Origin of the sequence: Streptomyces sp. NPDC060209 (assembly GCF_042728155.1) — a bacterium.
GTDB lineage: Bacteria > Actinomycetota > Actinomycetes > Streptomycetales > Streptomycetaceae > Streptomyces.
In genome coordinates this window covers 16401-42178 of sequence record NZ_JBHWZS010000014.1, presented here as the reverse complement: position 1 = coordinate 42178, position 25778 = coordinate 16401, and the positions used below count along the sequence as shown (strand labels likewise).

At 68.8% G+C, this 25778-nt stretch carries 21 protein-coding genes and 1 pseudogene; 11 read left to right on the top strand and 11 right to left on the bottom strand.

Annotated elements, in window-relative coordinates; genetic code table 11:
• Positions 1 to 73 precede the first annotated feature (73 nt).
• The 4 genes from ACFWFI_RS05080 to ACFWFI_RS05065 all read right to left on the bottom strand — a co-directional run bounded on the left by ACFWFI_RS05080 (position 74) and on the right by ACFWFI_RS05065 (position 4427).
• The gene (locus tag ACFWFI_RS05080) at positions 74 to 946 is read right to left on the bottom strand and encodes a carbohydrate ABC transporter permease (protein ID WP_387385617.1); all 873 of its coding nucleotides are present in this window, start codon (positions 944 to 946) and stop codon (positions 74 to 76) included.
• Between the two features lies 1 nt (position 947).
• Positions 948 to 1883 carry a carbohydrate ABC transporter permease gene (locus ACFWFI_RS05075; protein ID WP_387385615.1) on the bottom strand — a complete coding sequence of 312 codons (936 nt, stop codon included), beginning with the start codon at positions 1881 to 1883 and terminating at the stop codon, positions 948 to 950.
• Between the two features lie 62 nt (positions 1884 to 1945).
• Positions 1946 to 3247 (bottom strand): type 2 periplasmic-binding domain-containing protein, encoded by a 1302-nt coding sequence (locus tag ACFWFI_RS05070; protein WP_387385614.1) that lies wholly within the window; start codon positions 3245 to 3247, stop codon positions 1946 to 1948.
• 145 nt (positions 3248 to 3392) lie between these two features.
• Complete coding sequence (locus ACFWFI_RS05065; protein WP_387385610.1) at positions 3393 to 4427, bottom strand: LacI family DNA-binding transcriptional regulator; 1035 nt, start codon at positions 4425 to 4427, stop codon at positions 3393 to 3395.
• 262 nt (positions 4428 to 4689) lie between these two features.
• Here ACFWFI_RS05065 and ACFWFI_RS05060 point away from each other — a divergent pair, with 262 nt between their 5' ends.
• Positions 4690 to 7623 (top strand): GH32 C-terminal domain-containing protein, encoded by a 2934-nt coding sequence (locus ACFWFI_RS05060; protein ID WP_387385608.1) that lies wholly within the window; start codon positions 4690 to 4692, stop codon positions 7621 to 7623.
• Between the two features lie 99 nt (positions 7624 to 7722).
• Positions 7723 to 10614, top strand: a complete 2892-nt coding sequence (locus ACFWFI_RS05055) for a GH32 C-terminal domain-containing protein (protein ID WP_387385605.1) — start codon at positions 7723 to 7725, stop codon at positions 10612 to 10614.
• A 303-nt stretch (positions 10615 to 10917) separates the two neighbouring features.
• Here ACFWFI_RS05055 and ACFWFI_RS05050 read toward each other — a convergent pair whose 3' ends face one another.
• On the bottom strand, positions 10918 to 11646 hold the full coding sequence (locus tag ACFWFI_RS05050) for a maleylpyruvate isomerase N-terminal domain-containing protein (RefSeq protein ID WP_387385602.1): 729 nt from the start codon (positions 11644 to 11646) through the stop codon (positions 10918 to 10920).
• A gap of 47 nt (positions 11647 to 11693) precedes the next feature.
• Between ACFWFI_RS05050 and ACFWFI_RS05045 the strand changes: the two genes are divergently transcribed.
• The 6 genes and pseudogenes from ACFWFI_RS05045 to ACFWFI_RS05020 all read left to right on the top strand — a co-directional run bounded on the left by ACFWFI_RS05045 (position 11694) and on the right by ACFWFI_RS05020 (position 16927).
• Positions 11694 to 11822 (top strand): hypothetical protein, encoded by a 129-nt coding sequence (locus tag ACFWFI_RS05045; RefSeq protein ID WP_387385599.1) that lies wholly within the window; start codon positions 11694 to 11696, stop codon positions 11820 to 11822.
• An 11-nt stretch (positions 11823 to 11833) separates the two neighbouring features.
• Positions 11834 to 12061 (top strand): NADPH-dependent FMN reductase, encoded by a 228-nt coding sequence (locus tag ACFWFI_RS05040; protein ID WP_387385597.1) that lies wholly within the window; start codon positions 11834 to 11836, stop codon positions 12059 to 12061.
• Positions 12062 to 12655: 594 nt separating this feature from the next.
• Positions 12656 to 13549, top strand: a pseudogene (locus tag ACFWFI_RS05035) (NADP-dependent phosphogluconate dehydrogenase); the annotation flags it as partial.
• Positions 13550 to 13650: 101 nt separating this feature from the next.
• On the top strand, positions 13651 to 14721 hold the full coding sequence (locus tag ACFWFI_RS05030; protein WP_387385594.1) for a Dyp-type peroxidase: 1071 nt from the start codon (positions 13651 to 13653) through the stop codon (positions 14719 to 14721).
• The gene (locus ACFWFI_RS05025; protein ID WP_387385592.1) at positions 14718 to 15515 is read left to right on the top strand and encodes a family 1 encapsulin nanocompartment shell protein; all 798 of its coding nucleotides are present in this window, start codon (positions 14718 to 14720) and stop codon (positions 15513 to 15515) included. The genes ACFWFI_RS05030 and ACFWFI_RS05025 overlap by 4 nt, the downstream gene beginning before the upstream one ends.
• A 125-nt stretch (positions 15516 to 15640) precedes the next feature.
• Positions 15641 to 16927 (top strand): type III PLP-dependent enzyme domain-containing protein, encoded by a 1287-nt coding sequence (locus tag ACFWFI_RS05020; RefSeq protein ID WP_387385667.1) that lies wholly within the window; start codon positions 15641 to 15643, stop codon positions 16925 to 16927.
• A 359-nt stretch (positions 16928 to 17286) separates the two neighbouring features.
• Here the strand turns inward: ACFWFI_RS05020 and ACFWFI_RS05015 are convergent, their stop codons facing one another.
• The 4 genes from ACFWFI_RS05015 to ACFWFI_RS05000 all read right to left on the bottom strand — a co-directional run bounded on the left by ACFWFI_RS05015 (position 17287) and on the right by ACFWFI_RS05000 (position 21033).
• Complete coding sequence (locus tag ACFWFI_RS05015; protein WP_387385589.1) at positions 17287 to 17640, bottom strand: GNAT family N-acetyltransferase; 354 nt, start codon at positions 17638 to 17640, stop codon at positions 17287 to 17289.
• A gap of 35 nt (positions 17641 to 17675) precedes the next feature.
• Positions 17676 to 18101: an aspartate 1-decarboxylase gene (panD, locus tag ACFWFI_RS05010; protein ID WP_387385587.1), complete on the bottom strand. Its 426-nt coding sequence runs from the start codon at positions 18099 to 18101 to the stop codon at positions 17676 to 17678.
• 733 nt (positions 18102 to 18834) lie between these two features.
• Positions 18835 to 19488, bottom strand: coding sequence for a CatB-related O-acetyltransferase (locus tag ACFWFI_RS05005; protein WP_387385585.1), 654 nt, complete (start codon positions 19486 to 19488; stop codon positions 18835 to 18837).
• 72 nt (positions 19489 to 19560) lie between these two features.
• The gene (locus ACFWFI_RS05000; RefSeq protein ID WP_387385583.1) at positions 19561 to 21033 is read right to left on the bottom strand and encodes an MFS transporter; all 1473 of its coding nucleotides are present in this window, start codon (positions 21031 to 21033) and stop codon (positions 19561 to 19563) included.
• Positions 21034 to 21184: 151 nt separating this feature from the next.
• Between ACFWFI_RS05000 and ACFWFI_RS04995 the strand changes: the two genes are divergently transcribed.
• Positions 21185 to 21748, top strand: a complete 564-nt coding sequence (locus ACFWFI_RS04995; protein ID WP_387385581.1) for a TetR/AcrR family transcriptional regulator — start codon at positions 21185 to 21187, stop codon at positions 21746 to 21748.
• A 101-nt stretch (positions 21749 to 21849) separates the two neighbouring features.
• Here the strand turns inward: ACFWFI_RS04995 and ACFWFI_RS04990 are convergent, their stop codons facing one another.
• Positions 21850 to 22284, bottom strand: a complete 435-nt coding sequence (locus tag ACFWFI_RS04990) for a Tn3 family transposase (protein ID WP_387385578.1) — start codon at positions 22282 to 22284, stop codon at positions 21850 to 21852.
• Between the two features lie 137 nt (positions 22285 to 22421).
• Positions 22422 to 22955 carry a hypothetical protein gene (locus ACFWFI_RS04985; protein WP_387385575.1) on the bottom strand — a complete coding sequence of 178 codons (534 nt, stop codon included), beginning with the start codon at positions 22953 to 22955 and terminating at the stop codon, positions 22422 to 22424.
• 985 nt (positions 22956 to 23940) lie between these two features.
• On the opposite strand from ACFWFI_RS04985, the gene ACFWFI_RS04980 reads away from it, so the two are divergent.
• Positions 23941 to 24936, top strand: a complete 996-nt coding sequence (locus ACFWFI_RS04980; protein ID WP_387385573.1) for a LacI family DNA-binding transcriptional regulator — start codon at positions 23941 to 23943, stop codon at positions 24934 to 24936.
• Between the two features lie 194 nt (positions 24937 to 25130).
• Entirely contained in the window at positions 25131 to 25586 is a 456-nt protein-coding gene (locus ACFWFI_RS04975) for an RpiB/LacA/LacB family sugar-phosphate isomerase (RefSeq protein WP_387385570.1), read from the top strand.
• The last annotated feature ends 192 nt before the right edge of the window (positions 25587 to 25778 follow it).

Sequence of the window (25778 nt, the reverse complement as noted above, 5' to 3'; positions counted from 1 at the left end):
TTTCTCAGAGTGCGTGGTGCACAGGGGAGTCACGAGGGCGACGAGCAACGAACGGCGGGGCCGCTTCGCCGGGTCAGCCCTTGACGCCGCTGGAGGCGATGCTGTTAACGAAGGAGCGCTGGAAGGCCACGAAGAGGGCCAGGATGGGCACGGTGATCATGGAGGAGTACGCCATGATCTGGCCCCATCCCACGTTCAGCTGGAAGAAGTAGGAGATGCCCACCATCACCGGCCGCAGTTCCTCGGTCTGCACGACCATCAGCGGCCACAGGTAGGAGTTCCAGGCCGGGAGGAAGGTCAGGATCGCCACGGTGGCGACGGCCGGCCCGGACAGCGGCATGACGATGCGGCGGTAGATGGTGAACCAGCCGGCCCCGTCCACGATGGCTGCCTCGTCCAGTTCCTTGGGGATGCTCTGGAAGTACTGGTGGAAGAAAAAGACCGAGAAGGCGTTGGCGACGAACGGCAGGATCTGCACCTGGTAGGTGTCCATCCAGCCGGTACTCCACTCCAGGTGGAAGCCGTTGACGCTCAGCATCGGAAGCTGGTTGACCCACCACACCAGTGGCAGTGCGAAGGTCTCGAACGGCACGATGAGGGTGGCGATGACCGCGGTAAGGACGAGCTTGCGGCCGGGCCACCGCATCCGCGACAGGGCGAACGCGGCCATGCTGTTGACGACGATGCCGAGCACCACGGTGATCGAGGAGATCAGCACGGAGTTCAGCAGGAACCGTGCAGCCGGGACACGTTCGAACACAGCGGTGTAGTTGTCCAGCGACAGGGCGCCGATCGGCAGGAAGGCGCGCGGGGAGTCCAGGTCACCGAAGATCTGGTCGTCCGGCTTGAACGACGAGACGAGCATGAAGACGAGCGGGAGCGCGAAGACCAGGGCCAGGACGATGCGGCCGGTATGACCGCCGAGGTGCTTGAGGAAGGAAGTCATGTCAGTCCTTCTCCCGGGTCAGGAAACGCTGGACGAGGGAGACGCTCAGTACCAGCACGAAGAAGATCAGCGAGACGGCAGCCGCGTAGGCGGTCTGCTGCTGGTCGTAGCCGGTGTGCACCGCCTGGTAGACAACGGTGGTGGTGGAGTCGAGAGGGCCGCCCTGCGTCATCACCCTGATCTGGGTGAAGAGGCTGAGCGCCGCGATCGTGATGGTGACAAGCACGAACGTGCGGGTGGCACGCAGGCCCGGCCAGGTGACGTGGCGAAAGCGGTCCCAGCGGGTAGCTCCGTCGAGATCCGCGGCCTCGTACAGCTCGGCGGGGATGGTCTGCAGCCCGGCCAGCCAGATGATCATGTGGAAGCCGACGCCCTGCCACACCGACATCAGGATGATGGCGGGCATCGCGGTGGCCGGGTCGCCCAGCCAGTCCGGTCCCTCGACATGGCCGAGGGAGAGCGTGGAGATGACGTGGTTGACCAGGCCGTCCTCCCTGTAGAGGAAGGTCCACAGGAGGGACACCACGACCATCGAGGTGACGACCGGCAGAAAGTACACGGTCCGGAAGAAGTTGACGCCTCGTACCTTGGCGTTGACCAGCAGGGCCAGCACCAGAGCGAGTCCGGCCTGGAGCGGGACGACGACGGCAGCGAAGTAGGCCGTGTTCCGCAGGGACTTGTAGAAGGTCGGGTCCTGGAAGAGCAGGATGAAGTTCCTCAGGCCCACGAAGCGGGCTGGGGTGGGCGAGACGAGCCTCGCGTCGGTGAACGCCAAGGTGAAGGCCAGAGCGACCGGTATGACGAGGAAGACGATCAGTAGCGCGACGGCCGGGGTGGCCATGCCGAAGGCGGTGAAGCTCTCACGGCGACGGGCGTTGGTCGTTCGGGTTCGCCGGACCGGACGCAGCCGCTCCCGGGCTGCGATCGTGGTGGGCACGGTATCTCCAGAGGATCGGTCCGGTTCGAACGGCGGGTCGCGCCCGAACCGGACCGGACGGGTCAGTTGGAGTAGTAGTTGTTCGTCTTCAGGTTGCTGTCGATGTCCTTCGCAGCCTGGCCGAGGGCGGTCTTCGGGTCGGCGCCGGCCAGGATGTCCTTGGCCGCCTTCTCGAACTCGGTGGAGATGTAGGGATAGGCCGGGGTGGCTGGGCGAACCGTCGCGTACTCACGCGCGAACTGGACGAGCACGTCGAACTTGCCACCCGGCTGGTAGTCAGCGATCTGCTGCGCGGCGGCGTCGGTGGCCGGGATGGTGCTGGTGGCCTTGGCGTAGTCGGTGAAGTACTTGGTCTGGCGGGAGAACTTCAGCCACTCCTGCGCACCGTCCTTGTTGGCGCACGTGGAGCTCATCGCCCACTGCCAGGAGGATCCGCCGATCTTGGGCCCGTTGCCGAAGTCGACCGGGGGGATGATCGCCAGGTCGTCGCCGAATTTCTCGGCGTTCTTGGCCGCGTTCCAGCTGCCGTCCCACTGGATGGCGCTCTTGCCGGCCAGGAAGTCCTTGTTGGGGTCGGCTCCGGACTTCTTCGCTATGTAGTCCTTGGCCACCAGCGACTGGAACCAGGTGGCCCACTCCACGGCGTTCTTGCCGTCGAGGGTGCCCGACGCGTCCTTGTAGTCGTCGCGGTCGATCAGGTCTCCGCCGAAGCTCTGGAGCTGCGGGGAGTAGCCGTAGGACCACCACTCGCCGGTGCCGCCGGTGCCCATCTCCAGCGGGTACTCGAATTTTCCGCTCTTCTTCAGCTTGGCGAGTGCCGCGTCGAACTCGTCCTTCGTCCACGGCTTGTCCATGGTGGGGACACGGATGTCGTGCTCGTTCAGGACGGACTTGCGGGCGAAGAAGGCCAGCGAGACGTCGTAGAAGCCGAACGCGTAGAGCTGGTCCTTGTAGTCTCCGACGGTGCTGGCCAACTGGTCGGACAAGGGCACTCCGCTGCCGGAGACGTCGATCGGGGACAGGTAGCCGCCCCATGCCCAGTTCGCCACGTTCGGGCCGTCCACGTCGAGCAGGCAGGGCAGCTTGCGGGCCGAGGCTGCCGCTACGACCGAGTTGTTGTAGTCGCTCTGCGGGAACGCCTGCAGCTTGACCTTGTACTTGTCCTGAGAGCCGTTGAAGTCCTTGATGATCTTCTTGACGATGTCGAGTTCCACCGAGTTGCCGGCATTGTGCGTCCACAGGGTCAGCGTGTCGCCGCTGGCACCGGACGTGCTGCCGCCCCCGGAGGTGCATCCGGCGACCAGCGTGGTCGCCGCTGTGACGGCTACACTCGCAGCAGCGAGGCGTCTTGTTCTGAACAGCATGAGGTTCCTCCATCTCACTGAGGCGGGTCTTGCAGGACCCGCCCTCGGCGACCGGTTGCGACGGTCGCTGTTCTTGGTGGCCGTCCCGTCGCCCGCCCCGGAATCATCGGCGTGGGCGGCGGGACGGCTGTCTTCGGTGCCGGCGTCAGCCGCTGGTGGGAGCGGCGAGGGAGGCACGGCTTTGAAGCGGCATGGGCACGCGGTGGACTACCTCTTCAAGCGGACCCGTGCGGAGGATCAACTCCATCGCGAGGTATCCGAGTTGGTAGTGCGGCAGCCTTAGCGTGGTGAGCGCCGGACGCAGGACGGACGCGATGTCCTGGTCGTCGAACGAGATGACCGACACGTCGCCGGGCACCGACAGGCCTGCCTCACCGAGGGCTTGGTAGGCGCCGAAGGACACCCGATCGGCCAGACATACCAGGGCGCGGGGCCTGTGGCCCGCCGCCAGCAGGGCGGACACCTCACGGTAGCCGTCAAGGGTGTCCCAGTCGCACTCGATGACACCGTCCAGGCGCGCCCCGCCCTCCCGTAGGACTTCTTCCAGGCCGCGCATACGCTCGTTGCCGGCGATGATCCCTTCCGGGGTGGCCGGAACGGCCTGATGCCCGCCGATCGCCCAGATGCCCTCGGTGTGGCCGGCTGCGAGCAGGGCCCGGGCCGCGTCCCGCCCGGCCTCGAGCTCGTCCGGGACGACCGAAGGCGCGTCGAATCCGGGGGCCAGGCAGTTCAGCAAAACCACCCGGCGTCCGAACAGCTCCCGGGGAGGCGTCACGTACCGGGTGAACATGGACGCGTAGATCACCGCGTCGACCTGGCGGTCCAGCAGTGCGTGGACCAGCGACGACTCGGCGGCGCGGTCGCCGCCCGCCTCGGTGATGAACAGCAGGTGATCCCGTTCCCGGGCGGCCTCCATGGCACCGCGGATCACATCACCGGCGAACGGTGTCGTGGTGATCTGATCCGACACGAACCCGATCGTCTGGGTGGACTTCGTCCGCAGGCTGCGGGCGGTGACGTTCGGGCGGTAGCCCAGCTCCTGGGCCGCCTCCAGCACACGTTCACGGGAGGCGTCCGAGATGCGCATGTCGGTCCGGCCGGACAGGGCGAACGACGCGGTCGTCGGCGAGACGCCCGCCTTGCGGGCAACGTCGGCCATGGTCACGCGACGCTCGGACATCAGAGGATCAGCCCCGTTCGGCTAAATCGGATTAGCAAGGTGTGACGAGGTTGCTTCAACCGTCATGCGCTGTCAACACCCCGGACATCTCACCTGCGTAACGCTGCCTTTATGTGGCGTTACGGGCAGTTTTAGGGGGCGTGGTTTCGGAATCCGTGTGCGTTAGCTCTTGCTTTAGCGCCGACGGCGCACGAACCATGCCGACCCATCACCTAAATCGAATTGGCAGACCGTCAGACTGCCGCGCACTCCAGGAGCTTGCATGAGGAGAAGAACAGCCCTCAGGGTCGTGTCCGCCGCCGTCGGGGGTGCCGTCGTGCCCCTCTCGTTCGCCTCGACCCCTGCCGCTGCCCATGGATGGGCAGCCCTTCAAAGCCCCACCGCACGTTGGGACTTCGACGAGCAGGCCGGCGCGGTGACCCGCGAGGTGGTCTCCGGCTCCGCGAACCCTGTCGACTACGTCTTCAACGACGCCCGCTACAAGCCCGACAGCGATCCCGTACGCCGTCGAGGCGTGCTCGGCCGGGCACTGTACTTCGACGGCTACTCCACCGTCGTCACCGCCGAGGGCCCCGGCAAGCTCGACATCACCAGCGGCATGACCATCGACGTCTGGATCGCCCCGTACGCCTACGAGCACGGCATCGACGGCAAGCCCCAAGCCCTGGTCAACCAGCACGACCCCGACGCCAGAATCGGATTCCTTCTCGGCCTGCGCCGCTTCGGCCAGATCGCCTTTCAGCTCGGCTTCGGCACCGACCTGGTCGAAGTCAAGGGAGCACCGGACCAGCCGGCCACCAAGAACAGATGGACCCACATCGCCGCCACCTACGACCCGGCCGACCACCAACTGCGCCTCTACCGCGACGGCCTGCCGATCGGAACCGCCACCACCCCCGACCGGGCCCCTGTACCGGCCTCCGGCGAGCCTCTCCTCATCGGGAGGCACAACCGCCCCACGCTGCTCAACGGCGAGTTCCACGCCAACATGTACATGGGCCTGATGGACAGCCTCGCCATCCGCCCGGGCACCCTGGACGACGCGACGGCACGTAAGGAACACGCCGCGAAAGTCGCCGCGCTGCCCGGCCACCGTGCGCCCCGCCCGGACCTGACGCACGACCGGTCCCGCTTCGATGGTGACCGGCACCGCCCCCAGTTCCACATGCTTCCGCCCTGGCACTGGATGAACGAGCCGCACGCGCCGGTGTACTTCAAGGGCAAGTACCACATCTTCTACCAGCACGATCCGCTCGGGCCGTTCTGGGGCCAGATCCACTGGGGGCACGCCGTCAGCACCGACATGGTGCACTGGCGCGACCTCCCCATCGCCCTCGCCCCGGCAGCGGACTCCGTAGGTCCCGACGGCTGCTGGTCAGGCTCGGCCTACGTCGACGGTGACCGGGGACCGGTCCTCTTCTTCACCGGCGGCGACGACCGACTGCCCTACCGACAGCGCACCGCGCTCGCCACGTCCACCTACCGGAGCGACGGCGACACCGACCTGCCCACCTGGACCATGAAGCCCGAACCGGTCACCGAAGCCCCGGCAGACCTGCCTGCCGGCCCCGGAACCGCATGGGCGGAGAACTTCCGCGACCCGTTCGTCTGGGAGGAGGACGGCACCTGGTACCAGCTGGTCGGCAGCGGCATCGTCGACTACGAGGGCATGCAGGTCACCCGTAAGCACGGCGGAACCGCTCTCCTCTACACCGCCCGCCGCCCCGAAGGACCGTGGACATACAAGGGCCCGCTGCACTGGAACGACCTCGCCACGACTCCCGAGCCCGGAGAGGTGTGGGAGCTGCCGGTACTCCTCCCGCTCCCCGGCCCTCAGGGCAAGCGCACCGGAAAGCACATCCTGCTGATCTGTCCGTGGTGGGAAGGGTTCAACCCGGACGCCGTCAAGCACACCTACTACTGGATCGGCACTTTCGACAAGCGTCGTCACCGCTTTGTTCCCGACCACGAAAAGCCCCGCGAGTTCGACTTCGGGGAGCACTTCACCGGCCCGTCCGGCTTCGTCACCCCCGACGGCCGATCCGTGATCTTCAGCATCACCCAGGACCGCCGCACCGAACAGCAGCACGCCCAGTCCGGCTGGGCGCACAACGCCGGCATGCCCGTCAGCCTGTCGCTGCGCCCGGACGGAATTCTCGGGGTCGAACCGATCGACGAGGCGGACAGGCTCCGCGGCAAGAAGCTCGCCCACATCCGGCATCTCTCGGTGAAGGACGCCAACCGGCGGCTGACCGACGTCTCCGGTGACCTGCTGGACATCAGCGCCGTCATCGAACCGCGCGGCGCGCAGACGATCACTCTGGCGGTCCGCGCCTGCGCCGACGGCACCGAAGAAACCCTGCTGTCCTACGACACGGCCGAGAAGCGCTTCCAGATCGACCGCAGTCGCTCCAGCCTCGACCCGGACGTACGCAAGGGCCTCCACGGCGGAAGCGTAGAACTCGACGACGGAAAGCTGAGGTTGAGGGTCCTGCTCGACCGCTCGATGCTCGAGGCGTACGTCAACGGCAGCAACAGCCTCACGAGCCGCGTCTACCCCACCCGTAAAGACGCCACCGGTCTGCGTCTGACCAGTGAGGGCGGATCCGCCCACCTGGTGTCCCTGGACGTCTGGCGCATGAACGGCGCCTACGACAGGTCTGTCGCGCCCGCCTCATACGACCCGCCTCGTCCGACGGACGTCGACGCTCTGCCCAACCACGACTTCGCCACAGGCGACCTCACCGGATGGACCGTCGTCTCGGGCACGACCTTCAGCGACGCCAACGTGACCACACGCCCCGACTGGGGCTGGGGCGGGCCCTTCTACCAGGCCGAGACCGACGACGACCCGACCGGTCACCACCTGTGGGGCTTCAACCCGGACGCGGGCGGAGACGACGCCACCGGCGTACTGCGCTCCACCACCGTGGTACTCGGCGGAGACGGAGTGATCGACCTGCTCGTCTCCGGCGGCGGCAACCCCGACCAGCTCTACGCGGCCGTCGTCCGCGCCGGCGACGGCAAGATCCTGGCCAAGGCCACCGGACGCGGCGCCGAGCAGTACCGCCGGGTCGTCTTCGACCTCGCCGCCCACATCGGCGACCGCATCTACATCGAGATCGTCGACCGCGCATCCGGCGGCTGGGGCCACATCAACGTCGACGACGTCAACGTCCCCGTCCAGCGCCCCTGAGAAGCCGCACCCCCATACGCGTTGCCCCTGAAACCGCACCGGCGCCCGATGGCAACGTCCCGCTCCACCCGCTCACCCCATCCCCACACGGAGGTTCGCATGCGAACGCGCTCCCCAGCGAAACACGCACCAGGAACCCGGCGCACTCTGCTGCGTCTGCTGCTCGCGCTCACGATATGCCTCGGCCTGACATCGCCCCTGATGGCGAAGACCGCCAGCGCGAGTGAGACCAGCCTGTCCAACCCCGGCTTCGAGACCGGCAACCTCAGCGGCTGGACCACCACCGGATCCGCCTTCAACGGAGCGGTCACCGACGATCCGGGATGGGGGTGGGGGTGCTGCTTCAACCAGGCAGGCACCCACCACCTGTGGGGATTCGCCGGCGGCGGCGACGCCGCCACCGGAACCATCACGTCCGAGCCGTTCACCGTGAACGGCACCGGGATGGTCAGCGCCCTGGTCTCCGGCGGCCGCCACGAAGCCCAGCTGTACGTCGCACTGACCACCCTGGACGGCACCGTACTCCACAAGGCCACCGGCACCGACGACGAGGCGTACCGCCGCGTCACCTGGGACGCCCGGGCCCACCTCGGCAAGCAACTGCGGATCACCGCGGTCGACCAGGCCACCGGAGGCTGGGGCCACATCAACCTCGACGACGTCCGCGTCGGCATCGACAAAGCACCTGTGCCCTCCCAGGAAGGTCTGGCCGCCTACTGGGACTTCGCCGAAGGCCAGGGCACCACAACCACCGAGCGGATCAGCCAGGCCGCTGACCCCATCAGTTACGTCTTCAACGACGCGGTGGACAAGCCGGACAGCGCACCGCTGTGGCGCACCGAGCGCGAAGAGGAAGGCGTCCTCTCCGGCGCCCTCCTGTTCGACGGCTACTCCACCTGGGTCACACGCGCCGCGTCCCAGACGCAAATCCCCACCGACGGCATGACCGTCGAAGGGTGGGTCGCCCCGCGCGCGTTCGAATGGGGCGACGAGGGCAAGCCCTCCGCCATCGTCAACCAGCAGGACAAGGGCGCAAAGCGAGGCTTCTCCCTCGGCGTCGGACGACACGGGGTGTGGGAGTTCGGCGTCGGCACCGGAGACACCTGGTACGAGACGAAGGTACCCAAGTCTGCAGCCCTGGACGCCGGTAAGTGGGCCCACCTCGCAGCGGTCTTCGCCCCGGGTGAAGGCGCCATCAGGCTGTACCTGAACGGCGAGCAGGTCGCCCAGACCACCGTCCCCACCACCGCACGGCTGGCCAAGGCCGACGTCCCTCTGATCATCGGACGCCACAACCAGCCCGCGATCATCAACGGCACCTTCGCTGTGAACATGTTCAACGGCCTGATCGACGAAGTGAAGGTCCACACCGACCCGCTCACCCCCGCAGCCGTCACGGCGAGCCACAACAAGGACCTGCAAACGTTCGGCGGCGGCACCATTCCCCAAGCCCGCATGGCCATGGACCGCTCACGCTACGACGGCGACCGCTACCGTCCCGGCTACCACTTCACCGCCCCCAATCACTGGATGAACGAGCCCCACGCCCCCATCCAGGTCAACGGAAAGTACCACCTCTTCTACCAGCACAACTCGCACGGCCCCTACTGGCACAACATCGGCTGGGGTCACGCGGTCAGCGAGGACCTGGTCCACTGGAAGGATCTGCCCGACGCTCTCGTTCCCACCGCCGACAGCGTGGCACCCGACGGCGTCTGGTCCGGCGACTCGACCCTCGACGAGAACGGCGTGCCCGTCCTGCTGTTCACGGCCGGGAACGACGCCCAGCGCCCCAACCAGGCAACCGGTCTCGCCCGCCCCGTCGACCCCAGCGACCCCGACCTGGTCGAGTGGAAGATGCACCCCACCCTGGTCACCAGCCAGACCGCCGACCTCAACGTCGGCGCCGGACGCAAGGTCCGATACGGCGACTTCCGTGACCCATTTGTCTGGAAGGAGGGAGACACCTGGTTCCAGCTGATGGGCTCGGGGGTCCAGAACACCTCGGGCACCGACATCGGCGGCACCGCCCTCCTCTACACCTCCAAGAACCTCACCGACTGGACCTACTCAGGACCTCTGATGGTTGGCGACGTGGCGGCCCACCCCAAGACCGGCCAGGTCTGGGAACTTCCCACCTTCCTGCCCATCGGCAAGGACGCACAGGGCCGGCAGCGCCGGGCGCTGCTAATCAACCCGGCCTTCCCCGCCGGCCCTGGCGAGTACAGCAGCAAGTTCGTCTACTACTGGGTCGGCACCTGGGACGCCGGGGCCCGCCGGTGGACCCCCGACACGACCGAGCCCAAGTTGATGGACTATGGCGACCACTTCACCGGCCCCAGCGGAACCGTCGACGACAAGGGACGCTCCCTCGTCTTCAGCATCGCCCAGGACCGGCGCACCGAACGCGCCCACTACGACGCCGGCTGGGCGCACAACGCCGGTCTCCCCATTGAACTGAGCATGCGGCCCGACGGAGACCTCGGCTTCCGCCCCGTGGAGGAGGTCTCCCGCCTCCACACCGGCGAACCGCTCCTGAACATCACCGCGCCGACTTCCGTCAACGACGCCAACACACGCCTGGCCGCCGTCAAGGGCAACATGCTCCACATCAAGCTGACCATGGAACGAGGCACCGCCGACACCTTCGGCCTCGACGTACTCCGCAGCCCCGGAGACGAAGAACGAACCCGCCTGTTCTACGACGCCCCCGCAGGACAGATGGGCGTCGACCGAACACGATCCGGGAACAACTCCAGCGCCGAGCCCAACTTCGGCATCCACAAAGGGCCGCTCACGCTCTCAGGCGGCACCCTGACACTCGACGTGTTCCTCGACCGCTCGATGATCGAGGCATATGCGAACTCACACAAGTCCATCACCACCCGCGCCTACCCCTTCCGGCAGGACTCCCTCGGCCTGCGACTGTTCGGGGACGGCAGCGTCATCAAGTCCATGACCGTCTGGAAGATGGGCAACATGACTGACTGAGGAAGCACCGTGCGCTTTCTCGTGCGCACGCACTGACGTGCCGTGTCCACCGGGGTGTGATCCGGTGGGCGCGGCACGATCTGTCTGTGTGCGGCGGTTCAGAGCTGAATGGGCGTGGACCAGCAGTTGGAGGAGACGCAGCGGCGAATCTGGATGCCGCGGCATTGATTGAGATGGACGGCGAAGCGGGCTGCTGCCGCCTCGACCCACCCCTGGACTACCCCTCTCGTGCGGCAGTCACAGGCCTGATGGTGCCGATTCGACTCCGGGACTAAGTTCCGGTCGGTGGGCGTGTGTTGGGGTTTACAGCACGCGCAGGGCTTGGCCTGTGTCCCGCTCGCGGCGGGTGAGCGCGTGCAGTACGGCCTGGTCGCCGTGCCGGTCACGAGCGGCTGCGACGAGCACGTCCACTGCGATGGCAAGGACGGCGTCGGGTGCCGGGCACTGGGTGCCCACGCTCAGGGCGAGGTCCTCGAGGTGCACCGTGAGTTCAACACAGCGGGTCTGCAGGTAGCCGTCGAGGAGCATCTCCTCGCCCGGCCGGTGAAGAATTGCCACCCGCCGGTCGCCAGGCTCACTTTCGAGCCGTTGCGCCAGCCGCTCCCATGCCGCACGGGTCTTTTCAGCCACTGCGGTGGGGCCGGCAGCAGCAGTTTCCTCGCTTCGGGCACGTACCCCGGCGTCCAATGCTGAGTCAGGCACTGACGTGCCGACGAGGCGTGCGTAGTACCGCACCGGCGTAACCGGCTCCGCGACGCCCACCGGTCCGTTGAGAAACCACTCGACCTGCAGGATGCTGCGTGCGAGGTGACCGGCCAGAGCGCCCACCGACATCCCGGCGAGGACGGACTCGTCCCCCCAGCGGCGGGCCACTTCTTCCGTGGCCAGCAAGTGCACTGCCCTCTCGGCGGCCTGTGAATACGCATGCGCGAGATCAGCAACCCGCACGCGGGCCTGGTTGCGGACGCCTGGCACGTCGCCCGTGCCGGTAGCTCCTACCAGGGCATGGTCGACGCTCTGCCCATGGAGCACGTCTTCGTCGTGGAACTCGACGACGCCGACGAGCAGGTCTCGGCACGTTGTGGGAGGACACCATCGACCGGCGCCGGATGCCCGGTGACGGTGCCCTGGACACTGCCGCCTTTATCGCCGCCATGCACGACGCCGGCTGGCGGGGCCACTGGGGCGTGGAGATCATCAACGCGTAAGGGCACAGCACATGAGCACCAGCTACAGCGTCGGCAGCCTCTCGTCCGTCTCGATCAACCGCCGTCTAGCACTCGCCCTGGAAAAGCTCGCGGAGCTGCCGTTCTACAGCCAGAACTACGAGGCACCCGACGCCGCGACCGAGTACCGGGATGCCGTCAGCAAGGCGGACGGCATCCTCATCGTCACTCCCGAGTACAACCGGTCGATCCCCGGCGTACTCAATAACGCGCTCGACTAGGCGGGTCGGCCCAAGGGGCAAGCCCCGCTGAGCGGCAGGCCGTCCTACGCGGTGGGTGCATCGATTGGCGCGATCGGCAGCGCCGTCGCGCAGCAGCACCTCCGCTCGATCCTGTCGTTCCTCGCGTCCCCGGAACTCGCCCAGCCCGATGTGTGTCTGCACGCGAAGCCGGGGCTCATTGCCGAGGACGGCCCGGCGGCGCGAGGGCCACTGACACGGGCTGCGGCGCCTGACTGCTCGACCCAGGCAGCCTCAGTCTTCGCTGGCGGAACTCGGTCGCTGCCGTCCCATCCCGATCGCAGGCGTGGCTCCGGAGAACCAGGCAGGCCGGCACTGCGGGGGCACCAGAGGCCTTAGCTGGCCAGTCAGAACCGAACGGCTCGAGTCCCGCACCCCGCGCCCAACAATAGAGGGGGCGCCCACGACACCCTTCCCTGACGTCCCGTCAGCGAACTCAGCAAGAGGTCAGCACGACCCCCGCTGAAGACCGCCCCGAACCGCCAAGAGGCGCCAAGATCACCAAGGCGGCAAACCGTCTATGAGCTGGGAAAACGCAGGTAGCAGACTCAGTGCTAGCATCACTTGCCAGCACTCGTGAAGATGGTGCACAACGGCATCGAGTACGCGGACATGCAGCTGATCGCGGAGGCGTACCACCTTCTGCGGTCCGTCGCCGGCTACTCCCCCGCGCGGATCGCGGAGACATTCCGCTCCTGGAACACCGGCCGCCTCGACTCCTATCTGATCGAGATCACGGCCGAGGTGCTCGCCCACACGGACGCTGCCACCGGCAAGCCCTTCGTCGACGTCGTGCAGGACCAGGCGGAGCAGAAGGGAACCGGCCGCTGGACGGTGCAGATCGCGCTCGACCTGGGAGTCCCCGTGTCCGGCATCGCGGAAGCCGTCTTCGCGCGCTCCCTGTCCGGGCCCGCCGACCTGCGCGAAGCCGCCCGCGGCCTGCCGGGCCCGACACCTACCGCACTGCCGGAGGCCGAGGCCGCGGCGTTCGCCGACCGCGTCGAGCAGGCGCTGTACGCGTCCAAGATCGTGTCGTACACCCAGGGATTCCACCAGATCAGGGCCGGCGGCGAGGAGTACGGCTGGGACATCGACCTGGGAGGGGTGGCGGCGATCTGGCGGGCCGGGTGCATCATCCGCGCGGCGTTCCTGGACCGGATCCGGTCGGCGTACGACAGCCGCCCCGACCTTCCGAGTCTTCTCTCCGACAAGCAGTTCGCCCAGGAGATCGGCGCGGCCCAGGACGACTGGCGCGCGGTGATCGCCGAGGGGGCACGGCAGGGCGTGCCGACTCCCGGCTTCGCCGCGGCGCTCTCGTACTACGACGGGCTGCGGGCCGAGCGGCTGCCCGCGGCGCTCACCCAGGGTCAGCGGGACTTCTTCGGGGCGCACACCTACCGGCGTACCGACCGCGAGGGTTCGTTCCACACGCTCTGGGGCGGCGACAGGTCGGAGACCACGGCCGGCTGAGGAGGCCGCCCGTCGCCCGGCCGGGCCGGTCCGGCGTGCGGCCTGGAGCGTGGTGTGGATAAGTGGCAGGGAGCCCCGTCCATCTTCCACGGAGTGCGCGCATGTCCGACGCCGTACCGGAACCCGTTGTTGTCCAGCCCGTCGTGGCGCCGCTGACCAGTGCCGCAGTGGTTCTGGTCGCGACCATCGAGCCGGGCGGAGAATCCGCCGTACGTGACGTGCTGCCCGATCTCGCGGCGTTCGCGCGATCGATCGGCTTCCGGGTGCCGAGCGCCGGACTCGCGTGTGTGACGGGCTTCGGATCGGACGCCTGGGACCGGCTCTTCGCCGGCCCCAGGCCGGCCCACCTCCACCCCTTCCAGGAGTTGCGGGGCCCCGTCCACCGTGCGCCGGCCACACCGGGCGATCTGCTGTTCCACGTCCGCGCCGAACAGATGGACGTCTGCTTCGAGTGGGCCTCTCAGCTCCTCGGGCGCCTCGGCGGTGCGGTGAAGGTCGTGGACGAGGTCCACGGCTTCCGTTACTTCGACCACCGGGATCTGCTCGGTTTCGTCGACGGTACGGAGAACCCGGTGGGCGACGACGCGAGGGCCACAGCCATGGTCGGCCCGGAGGACCCCGCGTTCGAGGGCGGCAGCTACGTCGTCGTGCAGAAGTACCTGCACGACCTGGCCGGCTGGAACGGGCTGAGCACAGAGCAGCAGGAACGGATCATCGGCCGCACGAAGTTCACCGACATAGAGCTCGCCGACGACGTCAAGCCCGCGGATTCGCATGTCGCCCTGAACACCATCACCGAGGACGACGGCACCGAACGCGACATCCTGCGCGCCAACATGCCCTTCGGCAGCTTCGAACAGGGCGAGTTCGGAACGTACTTCATCGGGTACGCGGCCGACCCCGGGGTCACCGAGCAGATGCTCCGCAACATGTTCCTGGGCAGCCCGCCCGGCACCCATGACCGCATTCTCGACTTCTCGACGGCGGTCACCGGCTCGCTCTTCCACGCCCCCAGCGCCGGCTTCCTCGACGCTCCTCCGCCGCCGCCCTCCGGCGCCGGGACCACGGCCGTCCCCGAGCCGCAGTCCCCGGAGCAGCGCTCCCCGGCCCCGGCGGTGGTCCGCGACGGTTCGCTGCGTATCGGCAGCCTGCAAGAAAGCGCACCGCGATGAACAACCTGCACCGTGAGCTCGCCCCCGTCACCGACGCCGCCTGGGAGCAGATCGAGGAAGAGGCCAGACGCACCTTCAGCCGTCATGTGGCCGGCCGCCGGGTCGTGGACGTCAGCGACCCGCAGGGACCGGGACTGTCGGCGATCGGCGACGGGCACCTGCGGGACATCGACCCGCCCACACCCGATGTGATCGCCCGCGCCCGCACGGCGACACCGGTCATCGAGTGGCGGGTGCCGTTCACCGTGACCAGAGCAGCCGTCGACGACGTGGAACGCGGCTCGGAGGACAGCGACTGGCAGCCGGTCAAGGACGCGGCCCGCACCTGCGCGTTCGCCGAGGACATGGCCGTCATCGACGGGTACGCGGCGGCCGGAATCACGGGTCTGCGGGACGGCTCCTCGCACCCCCCGCTGCCGCTGCCCGCCGACGCGAGGGACTATCCGACCGCGGTGAGCCAGGCCCTGACCCGGCTGCGGCTCGCGGGCGTCGACGGGCCGTACCGGCTGCTGCTCGGCGCCGACGCGTTCACCGAGGCCACCGAGACCTCCGACCACGGCTATCCGGTGGCCACCCACCTGGCGCGGCAACTCGACGAACCCATCCTGTGGGCGCCCGCCGTCACCGGCGGGGTACTGCTGTCCACCCGCGGCGGCGACTTCGAGCTGTGCCTGGGCCAGGACCTGTCCATCGGATACCTGGACCACGACGCCTCCAGCATCCGGCTCTACTTCCACCAGGCGTTCACCTTCCGGATGCTGACGCCCGAGGCCGTCGTGCCGCTCATCGCCTGAAAACGCCGACCTGCGAGGCTCCCATCAACGACACCCGCCGTACGCCACCGTCGGCTCCCGCGGCAACCGAGGGCTCCCTCCGCGCACCGCGTTCCGCGAGATTCGCCGAGGTGCTCCGCCTCGCGGTGGCGAAGGGTCTGCTCGGAGAGCAGCGCCCCCTCGCGGGCTTCCTCGACGCCGACGGGATACGCGACTCCGTCGACGCGCTGCGGGACGCCTTCGCCGCCGAGCAGGGCGTACGGGTGCTGCACACCTTCGCCGCGAAGGCCGCCTCACTGATCCCGGTGCTGCGGCTGCTCGCCGACTGCGGCATGGGCTGCGAGGTGGCGGGCCCGGGCGAACTGAGGCTCGCGGTCGAGGCCGGTTTCGCCCCGGCACACATCGTCCTGGACTCGCCCGCCAAGACCCGCGACGAGCTGAGACTGGCGCTGGCGCTCGGTGTCGCCGTGAACGCGGACAGTTTCGGTGAGATCCGCCGTATCGAGGAGCTCCGCTCACCGGGCTCGGCGTCCGTCCTCGGGCTTCGGGTGAACCCGCAGGTGGGGGGCGGTTCCATCGGAGCCATGAGCACGGCGACGGCCACGTCGAAATTCGGCGTGGCGCTGCGTGACCCCGGCGCACGGGAGCAGGTCGTGCAGACCTTCGCCGAGCGTCCCTGGCTGACCAGGCTGCACGCCCACGTCGGCTCGCAGGGCTGCTCGCTGGAGCTCATCGCCGCGGGCATCGCCGAGACGTACCGGCTCGCCGAGGAGATCAACGAGGTGCTGGGCACGCGCCGGATCACAGGGATCGACATCGGGGGCGGGCTGCCGGTCAACTTCACCGACGACGAGGTCCGCCCCGCCTTCACGGACTACGTGGCGGCACTCCGTGCCGCGGCTCCGGGCATCTTCGACGGGCGCTATGACCTGGTCACCGAATTCGGCAGGTCCCTGCTCGCCAAGAACGGCTTCATCGGGGCACGCGTCGAGTACACGAAGGACGCCGGCGGCCGCCGCATCGCGCTCACCCACGCGGGGGCGCAGATCGCCACCCGCACGGTCTTCATGCCCGACGCCTGGCCACTCCGGGTCGGTGCCTTCGACGGGGAGGGCCGCCCCCGGAGCGGGCCGCCGGTGGTCCAGGACATCGCGGGGCCGTGCTGCTTCGCCGGGGACATCGTGGCCCACGCCCGTGAACTCCCCGAACTGCGGGAGGGCGACTTCGTGACCCTGTACGACACGGGGGCGTACTACTTCTCCACCCCGTGGGCCTACAACAGCCTGCCCCGGCCGGCGGTGTACGGCTTCGCGGGGGAAGCCGGCGGTCTGCGCTTCGCCCCGGTGCGCGAGGCGCAGTCACTGGACTCGGTGGCGGCGGAGAGCGGGCTGCGCCACGCCGATGCGCTGAGGGAACTCCGCACGAAGCCGTAGGAGCTCCGGCTCACCCCGCCGGCTGGGGCGAGGGCTCCGGCTCGGGTACCGGATCGGGGTTCGGGTTCGGCGGCTGCGGAATCGGGTCGGGCGCGGGGCCGGGAGGCACAGGGCCCGGCGGTACGGGCGGCGGGGAGGGCACGGGTGTCGGCGGCCCCGGCACGGGCGGGGGCGTCGGCGCGGGCGGTACGGGGGCGGGATTCGGGTGCGTCATCTCGGTCCTCCAACTGCGACGAACACGACGAGTGGATCCGGACGAGTGGATCTCATATCCACCGTCTCCCCGTGCGGCTGCCCTCGCCTGCCGAGTCCATACGTACACACCGCGACTCCTGTCCACGGAAGCCGCCCGCCCGCCCTCAGAACAGCTCGGGATGCGACCCGAGCTGCCGCTCGGCTCCCCGAACCAGCTCGTCCGGGGCCTGACACGCCTGCTCGGGATGACGCCGGGCCCACGTGACGATGTACGGGCAGAGAGGAACGACGGGAACCCCCTCGCGGCCCGCCATGGCGTAGAACTCCCGCGCGAGGGCACCGGCGATGCCCTTGCCCTCGTGTTCCGGCTCGACGACGGTGTGCACGGCGACGAGCGCACCGGGCTCGGGGTGCATCACGAAATACGCGACGGCCCCCACGGCCGAGCCGTCCTCGTACGCCACCAGTTTGCCGTTCTCGCGGTCGTCCCGGATCTCCACTGCGGTGTTCTCTGCCATGGCGGGTGCTCCCTCGTACGGTGGGCGCGGGCGGATCAGCTCCGAGCGGGAACGGCCTGCGGGCTGCGCTCGGTGCGCGTACCCGGCACGGGGGCGGATGCGTCGGCTCCCAGGGCAACGATGCGGTTCCCCGCGTCGACGTGCACGACACTCGGCACGAGAGCACGCGCCTCGGCGTCGTCGACCTGGGCGTAGCTGATGAGAATGACCAGGTCACCGGGGTGCACGAGGTGGGCCGCTGCGCCGTTGATCCCGATGACCCCGGAGCCGCGCTCCCCCTCGATGACGTACGTCTCCAGTCGGGCGCCGTTGTCGATGTCCACGATGTGCACGAGCTCGCCGGGCAGCAGATCCGCGGCGTCCATCAGGTCGGCGTCGACCGTCACTGAGCCGACATAGTGCAGGTCGGCCTGGGTCACGGTGGCTCGGTGGATCTTGGACTTGAACATTGTACGCATCATCGGGGGACTCCCACAAGTAGGCTCCCTGCCTGCGTTTTTGCAGGTCAAGGGCGGTGCGCCCACAGTACAACGAGTCGCAGGCCCGGTCAGCTTCCCCAGGTTTTTCAGGACCCATGCTGACCACTTGCCGACTATCCTGACGCACCATCAGGTGATGGCAGAAGGGCATCGCGCGCCCTCCCGGCCCCACCACCGGGACCCCACAAGCCTACGCAGCGCTCCCCCGCGGGCGTCCGTGATCACCGTCACTCCGATGGGCCGGCAGGGCTCCCACGCCGCAGGCCATCAGGCGGCTTCGGCATCCGGGTGCCGGACGGGGGCAACGCGCTCGCGACGCCCATGTAATGCCCATGCCGAGTAGACAGCGTGATGCGTTATGGGACATGTGCCAGGTCTCTGTGACCGATATGCACCGGGCCATGAAGTGCGATAGGCCCTGGTGGTGACCCTCTCCAGGGGGCGGGGGCCACCATCCGTTCAGTCAGCTTCCGTACCGCTCAAGCACGCAGGAGCTTGGGTAGCTGTAACCGGAGGAGACCCCCCGGCCTCGCGCTCATCCGTGAGCTGGCGGCCTGCGGGCACCGGGTCACCTACGCCAACGATCCGTTCGTGGCCGACCGGATCGAGTCCGCCGGTGCGGAGTGGGTGCCCATATGGGCGCGGCGACGGGACATGGGCGATCACTCGTTTCCGACGCGGGACGGGTGCGGGCGCGTGTGGCGAGGACGCGGTGTCAGGGCTGGTCGATCTGCACGGCGGCCTCCTCCAGCTCGGTGACGGTCCCCGACATGATCGTCCGTACATGCCGGGTGATGTGCTGCACGGGCCAGTCCCACCAAGCCACGGCGAGGAGCCGGGTGATGTCCGCAGCGTCGTAGCGGGTGCGGATGAGCCGGGCAGGGTTGCCGCCGACGATGCCGTAGTCGGGGACGTCGCCGGTGACCACGGCGCCGGCGGCGATGATCGCGCCGTGCCCGATGCGTACGCCGGGCATGACCGTGGCGCCGTGGCCGAACCACACGTCGTTGCCGACGACCGTGTCGCCCCGGCCGGGCAGGTCGGTGATCAGGTCGAAGTGCTCGGCCCACGAGCCCCCCATGGTGGGGAACGGGAAGGTGGAAGGGCCGTCCATGCGGTGGTTGGCGCCGTTCATGATGAACCGGGTGCCCGTCCCCAGCGCGCAGTACTTGCCGATGACAAGCCGCTCGGGACCGTAGTGGTACAGGACGTTGCGCGTCTCGAACGCGGTCGGGTCGTCCGGATCGTCGTAGTAGGTGAAGTCACCGACCTCGATCAGCGGCGACTTCACCAGCTGCTTGAGCAGAACCACGCGCGGGTGCTCGGGCATCGGGTGGAGCACGGTGGGGTCAGCGGGAATGGGCGGCATCGTGAGGGCGGTTCCTCTCCAGTGGGGATGTGTCCCGGATACGGCAGAAACGGGCAATGGGATGATCTTGGTCTAGTTCGGGCTGCTCGCGGATGCCTCATTCAAGATGGTGACCTCATCTGGATCGGTGGAACGTTGCGGCGCCACGGAGCCTTCCGCGGGCTCGGACCTCGCCAGCCACAGGCCGGTGAACACGGCGGTGGCCAAAGTGACGACGCCGGCAGCGAGGAAGGCGCTGTTGAGGCCGGTCTCGAAGGAGGCGCCGCCGGATTGCCGGGTGCGGACGATGGCTCCGAGTACCGCCACGCCGAGCACCGCGCCGATCTGCCGGGTGGTGCTGCTGACGCCTGACGCGAGGCCGCCTTCCTGCGGGCCGACTGCTTGGATTGCGGCTCCCGTCAGTGGGGACATCGTCAGGGCGAAGCCGATGCCGACGACTCCCAGCCGCCACCACACGTCCCCGTAGCCGGTGTCGGCGTGCACCATTCCGAGCGCCAGCAGTCCCAGGCCGGCCAGGGCCAGGCCGATGGTAACCACGATTGTGAAGCCGTACCGGGCGGCGAGCCGGCCCGCGTACGGGCTGACGATCACCATGCCGAGGGACATCGGCAGGGTCTGCAGGCCGGCGCGCAGGATCGAGCTGCCCTGGACGTACACGAAGAACTGGGAGAAGAAGAACGACGAGCCCATGAGCGCGAACCCCACCACGACCATGGCGGTGTTGGACACGGTGAACAGACGCTGCCGGAACAGCCTCAGCGGCAGCATCGGAGCGGAACGACGCGCTTCGACGGCGACGAAGGCGGCGAGGAGGATCACCGCGGCGGCGAAGCTTCCCAGGATCACCGGCGACGTCCATCCGCGGGCACCCCCCTCGATCAGTCCGTAGGTCAGCGCCCCCACCCCCATCACGGACAGCACCGTCCCCGGGATGTCGATCGCGGGGGCGCTCGGATTGCGGGCCTCTTCAAGGCTGCGCAGACCGAGCAGCAGAAGGACCACGCCGATGGGCAGATTGACCAGGAAGATGGCGGGCCAGCCGAAGGCATCTGTCAGCACGCCGCCGGCCACGGGGCCTGCGGCCAGACCGATTCCGCTGAATCCGGCCCACAGCCCGATCGCCTTGATCCGTTCTTGCGGTACGGGATAGGCGGCGGCGAGCAGGGCGAGCGAGGCAGGGCTCAGCGCTGCGGCCCCGATGCCCTGCAGCACCCGGCCGACGACCAGCCAGCCGAGCGAGGGCGCGAGGCTGCACAGCACCGACGCGGCGGTGAACACCGCCACGCCGGTCAGGTACACCCGCTTGCGGCCGAACCGGTCGGCGAAGACACCGCCGGACAGCAGCAGCATGGCGACCAGCAGTACGTACGCGTCGACGATCCATTGCAGACCGGTCAACTGGGTGTGCAGCCGGTGCTGCATATCGGGCAGCGCCGCTCCAACAATCGTGTTGTCGAGCAGGACCATGAATTGGCCTAAGCAGGTCGCCGTGAGCAGCACGGCCCGGCTTGATCGACTGCCTACGGTCGCAGGCGATGCAGCCATGGGGATTCCTCTCGATCGTCAGTTACGCCCGGCCATGGCCGACAAGGGTGGCGATGCACCTGAGCGCTCTAAAGCAGCCATCGACTGCGTTAGGTGACTGTAAGGGGGGCGTCTCGCAAACGCAAGTCATGACTGCGTTAAGGTGGGGGGCATGAACGAGCGACAGCGAGCCCAGCGGCCCGGCGGGCGCAGCGCCCGCGTCGGCGCGGAGGTGCACCAGGCCGTCACCGACCTGATCAGTGAGCGCGGCTACGGCAACTTCACCGTCGGCGAGGTCGCAGCCCGCGCGGGCGTAGCCGACAGCAGCATCTATCGCCGGTGGGGCAGCCTGGAAACCCTGCTCACCGACGTGGCGCTCACCCGCCTCAACGCGCAGTCGCCGATGCCCGACACCGGGAGCCTGGCCGGCGACCTGCGCACCTACGCAGCCAACGTGGCCCGCGAGATCACCGGGCCCGACGGTGTGGCGGTGGTGCGCCTGGCCGTCGCCCTGTCGAGCAACGGTCAGCAGGGCCTGCGGGCTGGTGACGACCTCCGCGCCGAACGCATGCGGCAACTGCAGTCCATGCTCGATCGCGCCCGCGAACGTGGCGAGCAAGCACCCGACGCGTTCGGCGTGCTGGACCACATCCTGGCCCCGATGTATATCCGCGTCTTGTTCGGCATGGAGCTCACCCCGGACTACGTCGACGGGCTGGTCGACCGAATGCTGTGACCTCACCCCCGGTCCCCGGGATCAGCCCTCGGACGCGGTGCCAAGGCTCCGTGCTCGCCGACACCCGCCCGGCCGGCTCGGGCATCCGGCCCTTGGCCGGCTCACGCGGCCCCGCTGAATCCGTCGGCCGGCGGGCCGTCGCCGCGGATCGGGGTGAAGTCGACGTCCAGGCGCGGGTCGTAGGCGTCGGGTTCGTCGGCGAGCTCGCGGGTGGAGTATTCGCCGAAGCGGCGGATGTGCTCGGTCAGATACGGCGATACCTGCGCCAGGTCCTCCGGGGCGACCTTCTCTCCTTCGTCCAGCAACTGGCGGACGATTCGTCGATGTCGGGGTGCCGGTAAGAACGCTGTCGCCGGCCGCGAACGACGAGCGTCACGTGCGGCGACGCGCGGCGGGGTCGCGTTCCGCGACGTGACGGGCGACCGCGTCGACTCCGGGACGGGCGTATCGCGCCAGGGAACGGACCGAGGAGTGGCGGGAGCGGGCCAGCAGCGTTGGGGTTGAGGTGCCGCCCTCGGCGTCGTATGTCGGGGCACTGTGGCGTAGCCGGTGGAGTGCCCAGCCGCCCCAGGTCCTCGATGTCCTCAGGTGAGGCGCGGGGGTTGGCCGGCAACGGGGGATGGACCGGTCTCTCCCCAGTCGGCGATGTGACCTGGGAAAGCGGGCGGAAACGCTAGTCGATCAGGACATCGGCGATGATGATCATCAGGCCGATCAACATGTCCAGGCTCCCCGCCCGGCACGACGACGGCCATCCGTACCCGGCGATGCGGGCGGCCCAGGTACCCCAGCCGAACAGAGCGACGGTGTTGAGCAGCAGGGCTGTGTCCACAGCCGTGGCTTCTGACCACCACCCGGCTACCACGGCAAGCAGTATCCCCACTGTCGGCAGCACGGCGGCGACCAGTGGCCACTCCGCAAGCACCAACCGCAGTCTGCTCATGGTTGCTGCCCCGTCGGAAGACGCACGCTGGGCGATGACGTGCGCATACCCATGGGCGGCGGCCGCCGCCAGCGCGGTGAGCAGTACCCACAGCGCGTCCTGACCGGGATCGGCGTTCTCGTCCGTCACGTCCAGCGCAGCCACCAGGGCGCTGGCCAGCACCAGGCCGTAGATGGCGCTGAACAGCGACTGCTCCGGCGGCCGGTGCCGCAAGATCCACCTTGAGGCGACGCTCTCGGGGCGGACGTGGTTGGCGCGGGGCATCGCATCGCCTCGGTGCGGGAAGAGGGCTGGGTCCGCACATGCTCACCCGCGTGGCGTCAGGGAACACGACGCCACGCGCTGCTCGCATGGTTGTTGTGCCATAAGAGGGGCCAGCAATGCGATCCGCCGCTTCCTCACCACGATCGGGGCCGCCACGTGACGGCCCACCGCCGGCCCCTTCCCGCCTCGCCGATGTCCGGGCCGCGATCGAGTGTCTCGCCGCCGAGACGGGCCGGAGCCTCAACGTGCTGACCCTCGCCACCCGCCTCGGCCTCACCAACACCACCTTCCGCCGCAACTTCCCCGACATCTGCACCCAGCTGACAGACATCCCGTGTCAGCCGCGCGCTCCTGACGCGCCGACGCCTACATCAAGGCCAGGGCCGACAACGACCGGCTCCGACACGAAAACCGCGACCCGGCAGAGCAGCTCGAACTCGCCATCGCCGCCATACAACACCTCACCATCGGCAACGACCGCCTGCGAACCGCCCTCCACGACGCCCGTTCGGTCACCCCGCTGCCCCGCCGCCCGCGTTACTGACAGAGGGCCCCGGCTGAGCGAGGGCGGCTGGAGGCGCATCCGCACGCCCTCATCTCGCCGGTGGTCGAGCATCTCTTCGCTGATGAGTTGGAATGGCCGGACAAGACGAAGTCACGCCGTCTCCCGCACCTCTGCCCCAGCCTGAGGCCCGATCGTCCCTGCCGGGCCGGTCGTCCGATGCGTTGGCGCCGGTCACGGCAGGGACACGCGCAAGTGACGTGTGGAGGCCCGCCGCAGGCGGCCGAGTGCGGTCCCGACCCCGGACCCCGGCGGTGTGCCGGTCGGACACCGCCGCCGGCGCCCCTCCCCGAAGGCTGCGACCTCATGGTGAGGGGCCGAGCGCCGAGGCCACGGGTCGGTCTCGACCCTTGCCTCTTCGCCCACCGTGTGGAACCTTTACGTCATCGAAGTATGGAAACGTTTCCACGAGGAGGTGGGGCGATGACCACGATCAAGGACGTCGCGGCCAGGGCAGGGGTCGCGCTGGGAACCGCATCACGGGTACTGAGCGGCAGCAGTCAGACCTCCGCCGATTCCCGGGCCCGGGTGCTCGCCGCTGCCGCTGAGCTCGGTTACGTCGCCCACGGGCCGGCCCGGTCCCTGCGGCGGGCTCGGACCGATGTGCTGGGGCTGCTGGTGTCGGACATCCGCAACCCGTTCTTCTCCGAGCTGGCTCACGCAGCCGAACAGGAGGCGCGCCGGCACGGATTCACCGTGCTTCTGGCCAACGCCAACGAGGACGCCGAGCAGGCCGATGCCTACCTGCGGACCTTCGCCGGCCAGCGCGTCGACGGCCTGCTGTTCTCGCCCCAGGACAACATCTCGCCGCAGCTCGCCGCCACACTCGCCTCGGGGACGCCGCTGGTCTTCCTGAACCGGACGGTCGAGGGCGTCGACGCACCGCTGTACGGCACGGACAACGCCCAGGGCGTGCAACAGGTGCTCTCCTGGCTCGAACGCCGAGGCCACCGCGACGTCGCGTTCATCGGCGGACCGGACACGATCTCCACCGGCGCCGAGCGCCGCGCCGCCTACGTCGCCGGCCGGGCCGCACACGGCATCAGCACTGACGACCGGCTGCTCGACGCCGGTGACTTCCTGGCCGGCGGCGCTGCCCAGGCCATGGGCCGCGTCATCGACCGCGGCGTGCCGTTCACCGCCGTGTTCGGCGCGAACGGCCAGACCACCCTGGGCGCGGTGCGCGCGCTGCGGGAGCGGCTCGGCGCGGAGCAGGCAGCCCGCATCGAGGTCGTCTCCTTCGACGACCTCGACTGGTTCGAGTTCACCTCACCGCCCATCAGCGCGGTCCGTAACGACGCCTCGGCGATCGGCCGGCTCGGTGTACGAGGACTCATCGATCTCCTCGCCGGCCGCCAGGCAGTCGGTCAGCGCATCGCGACCACCTTCACCGACCGAGCGGTGAGGGGCACCGGTTGATTGTCCCGGCCCCCGCGCCTCCCGCCGGAGCCGCACCGACACGTCCCCGGCCGCCGACAACGGCCTGAACACCTGAGCCTGTCGCGCTGCCGCCGCTGCCGGCACGAGCAGCGGGAACAGCCGCCCCGCCCAGCGAGCGCCGAGGCGTCCGCGGCTGACGCGGGACAGTACGCCCTACTTGAAAGGAACAAGCCATGAAGGTCGCCCTCGGCGCAGATCACGCCGGTTTCTCACTGAAGGACGCCGTGCGCGCGGCTATCGAGGTCCTCGGGCACGAGGTGATCGACTGCGGCACTTACAGCGGTGACCCCGTCGACTTCCCTGACATCACCCGCTCGACCTGTGAGGCGGTGCTCGGCGGATCGGCCGATCGGGCCGTGCTCGTCTGCGGCACGGGCCAGGGAGCCGTCATGGCCGCCAACAAGCTGCCTGGCATCCGCTGCGGTCTCGCCCACGAGCCGTACTCCGCCCACCAGGCCGTCGAGCACGACGACGCCAACGCCATCGCGGTGGGGGCGTGGCTGGTACCGCACGCACTCGTACCCGACATCATGCGCGAGTTCCTCAACGCCGTGTTCGACGACGACGAGGAGACCCGCCGCCGGGTCGCCAAGCTCAACGCGCTCGACGACCTGACCCCGCCCCTCTGACCCTCACCGCCCCGCCTCTCGCGCGGACGGACCGTCCGTCGCGCTGAATGACGCCGAACGCCCGGGCCCGCACGGCCTCGTCAGGCGTCTGTTCGTCATGCCCGCAACCCAAGCCGAAGGACCCGGCCCCGCGCGTGCGGCCGCCTCCTTCTCACTGCGTTGATGCCGGCACCCGGCCGGCGACCCACCAAG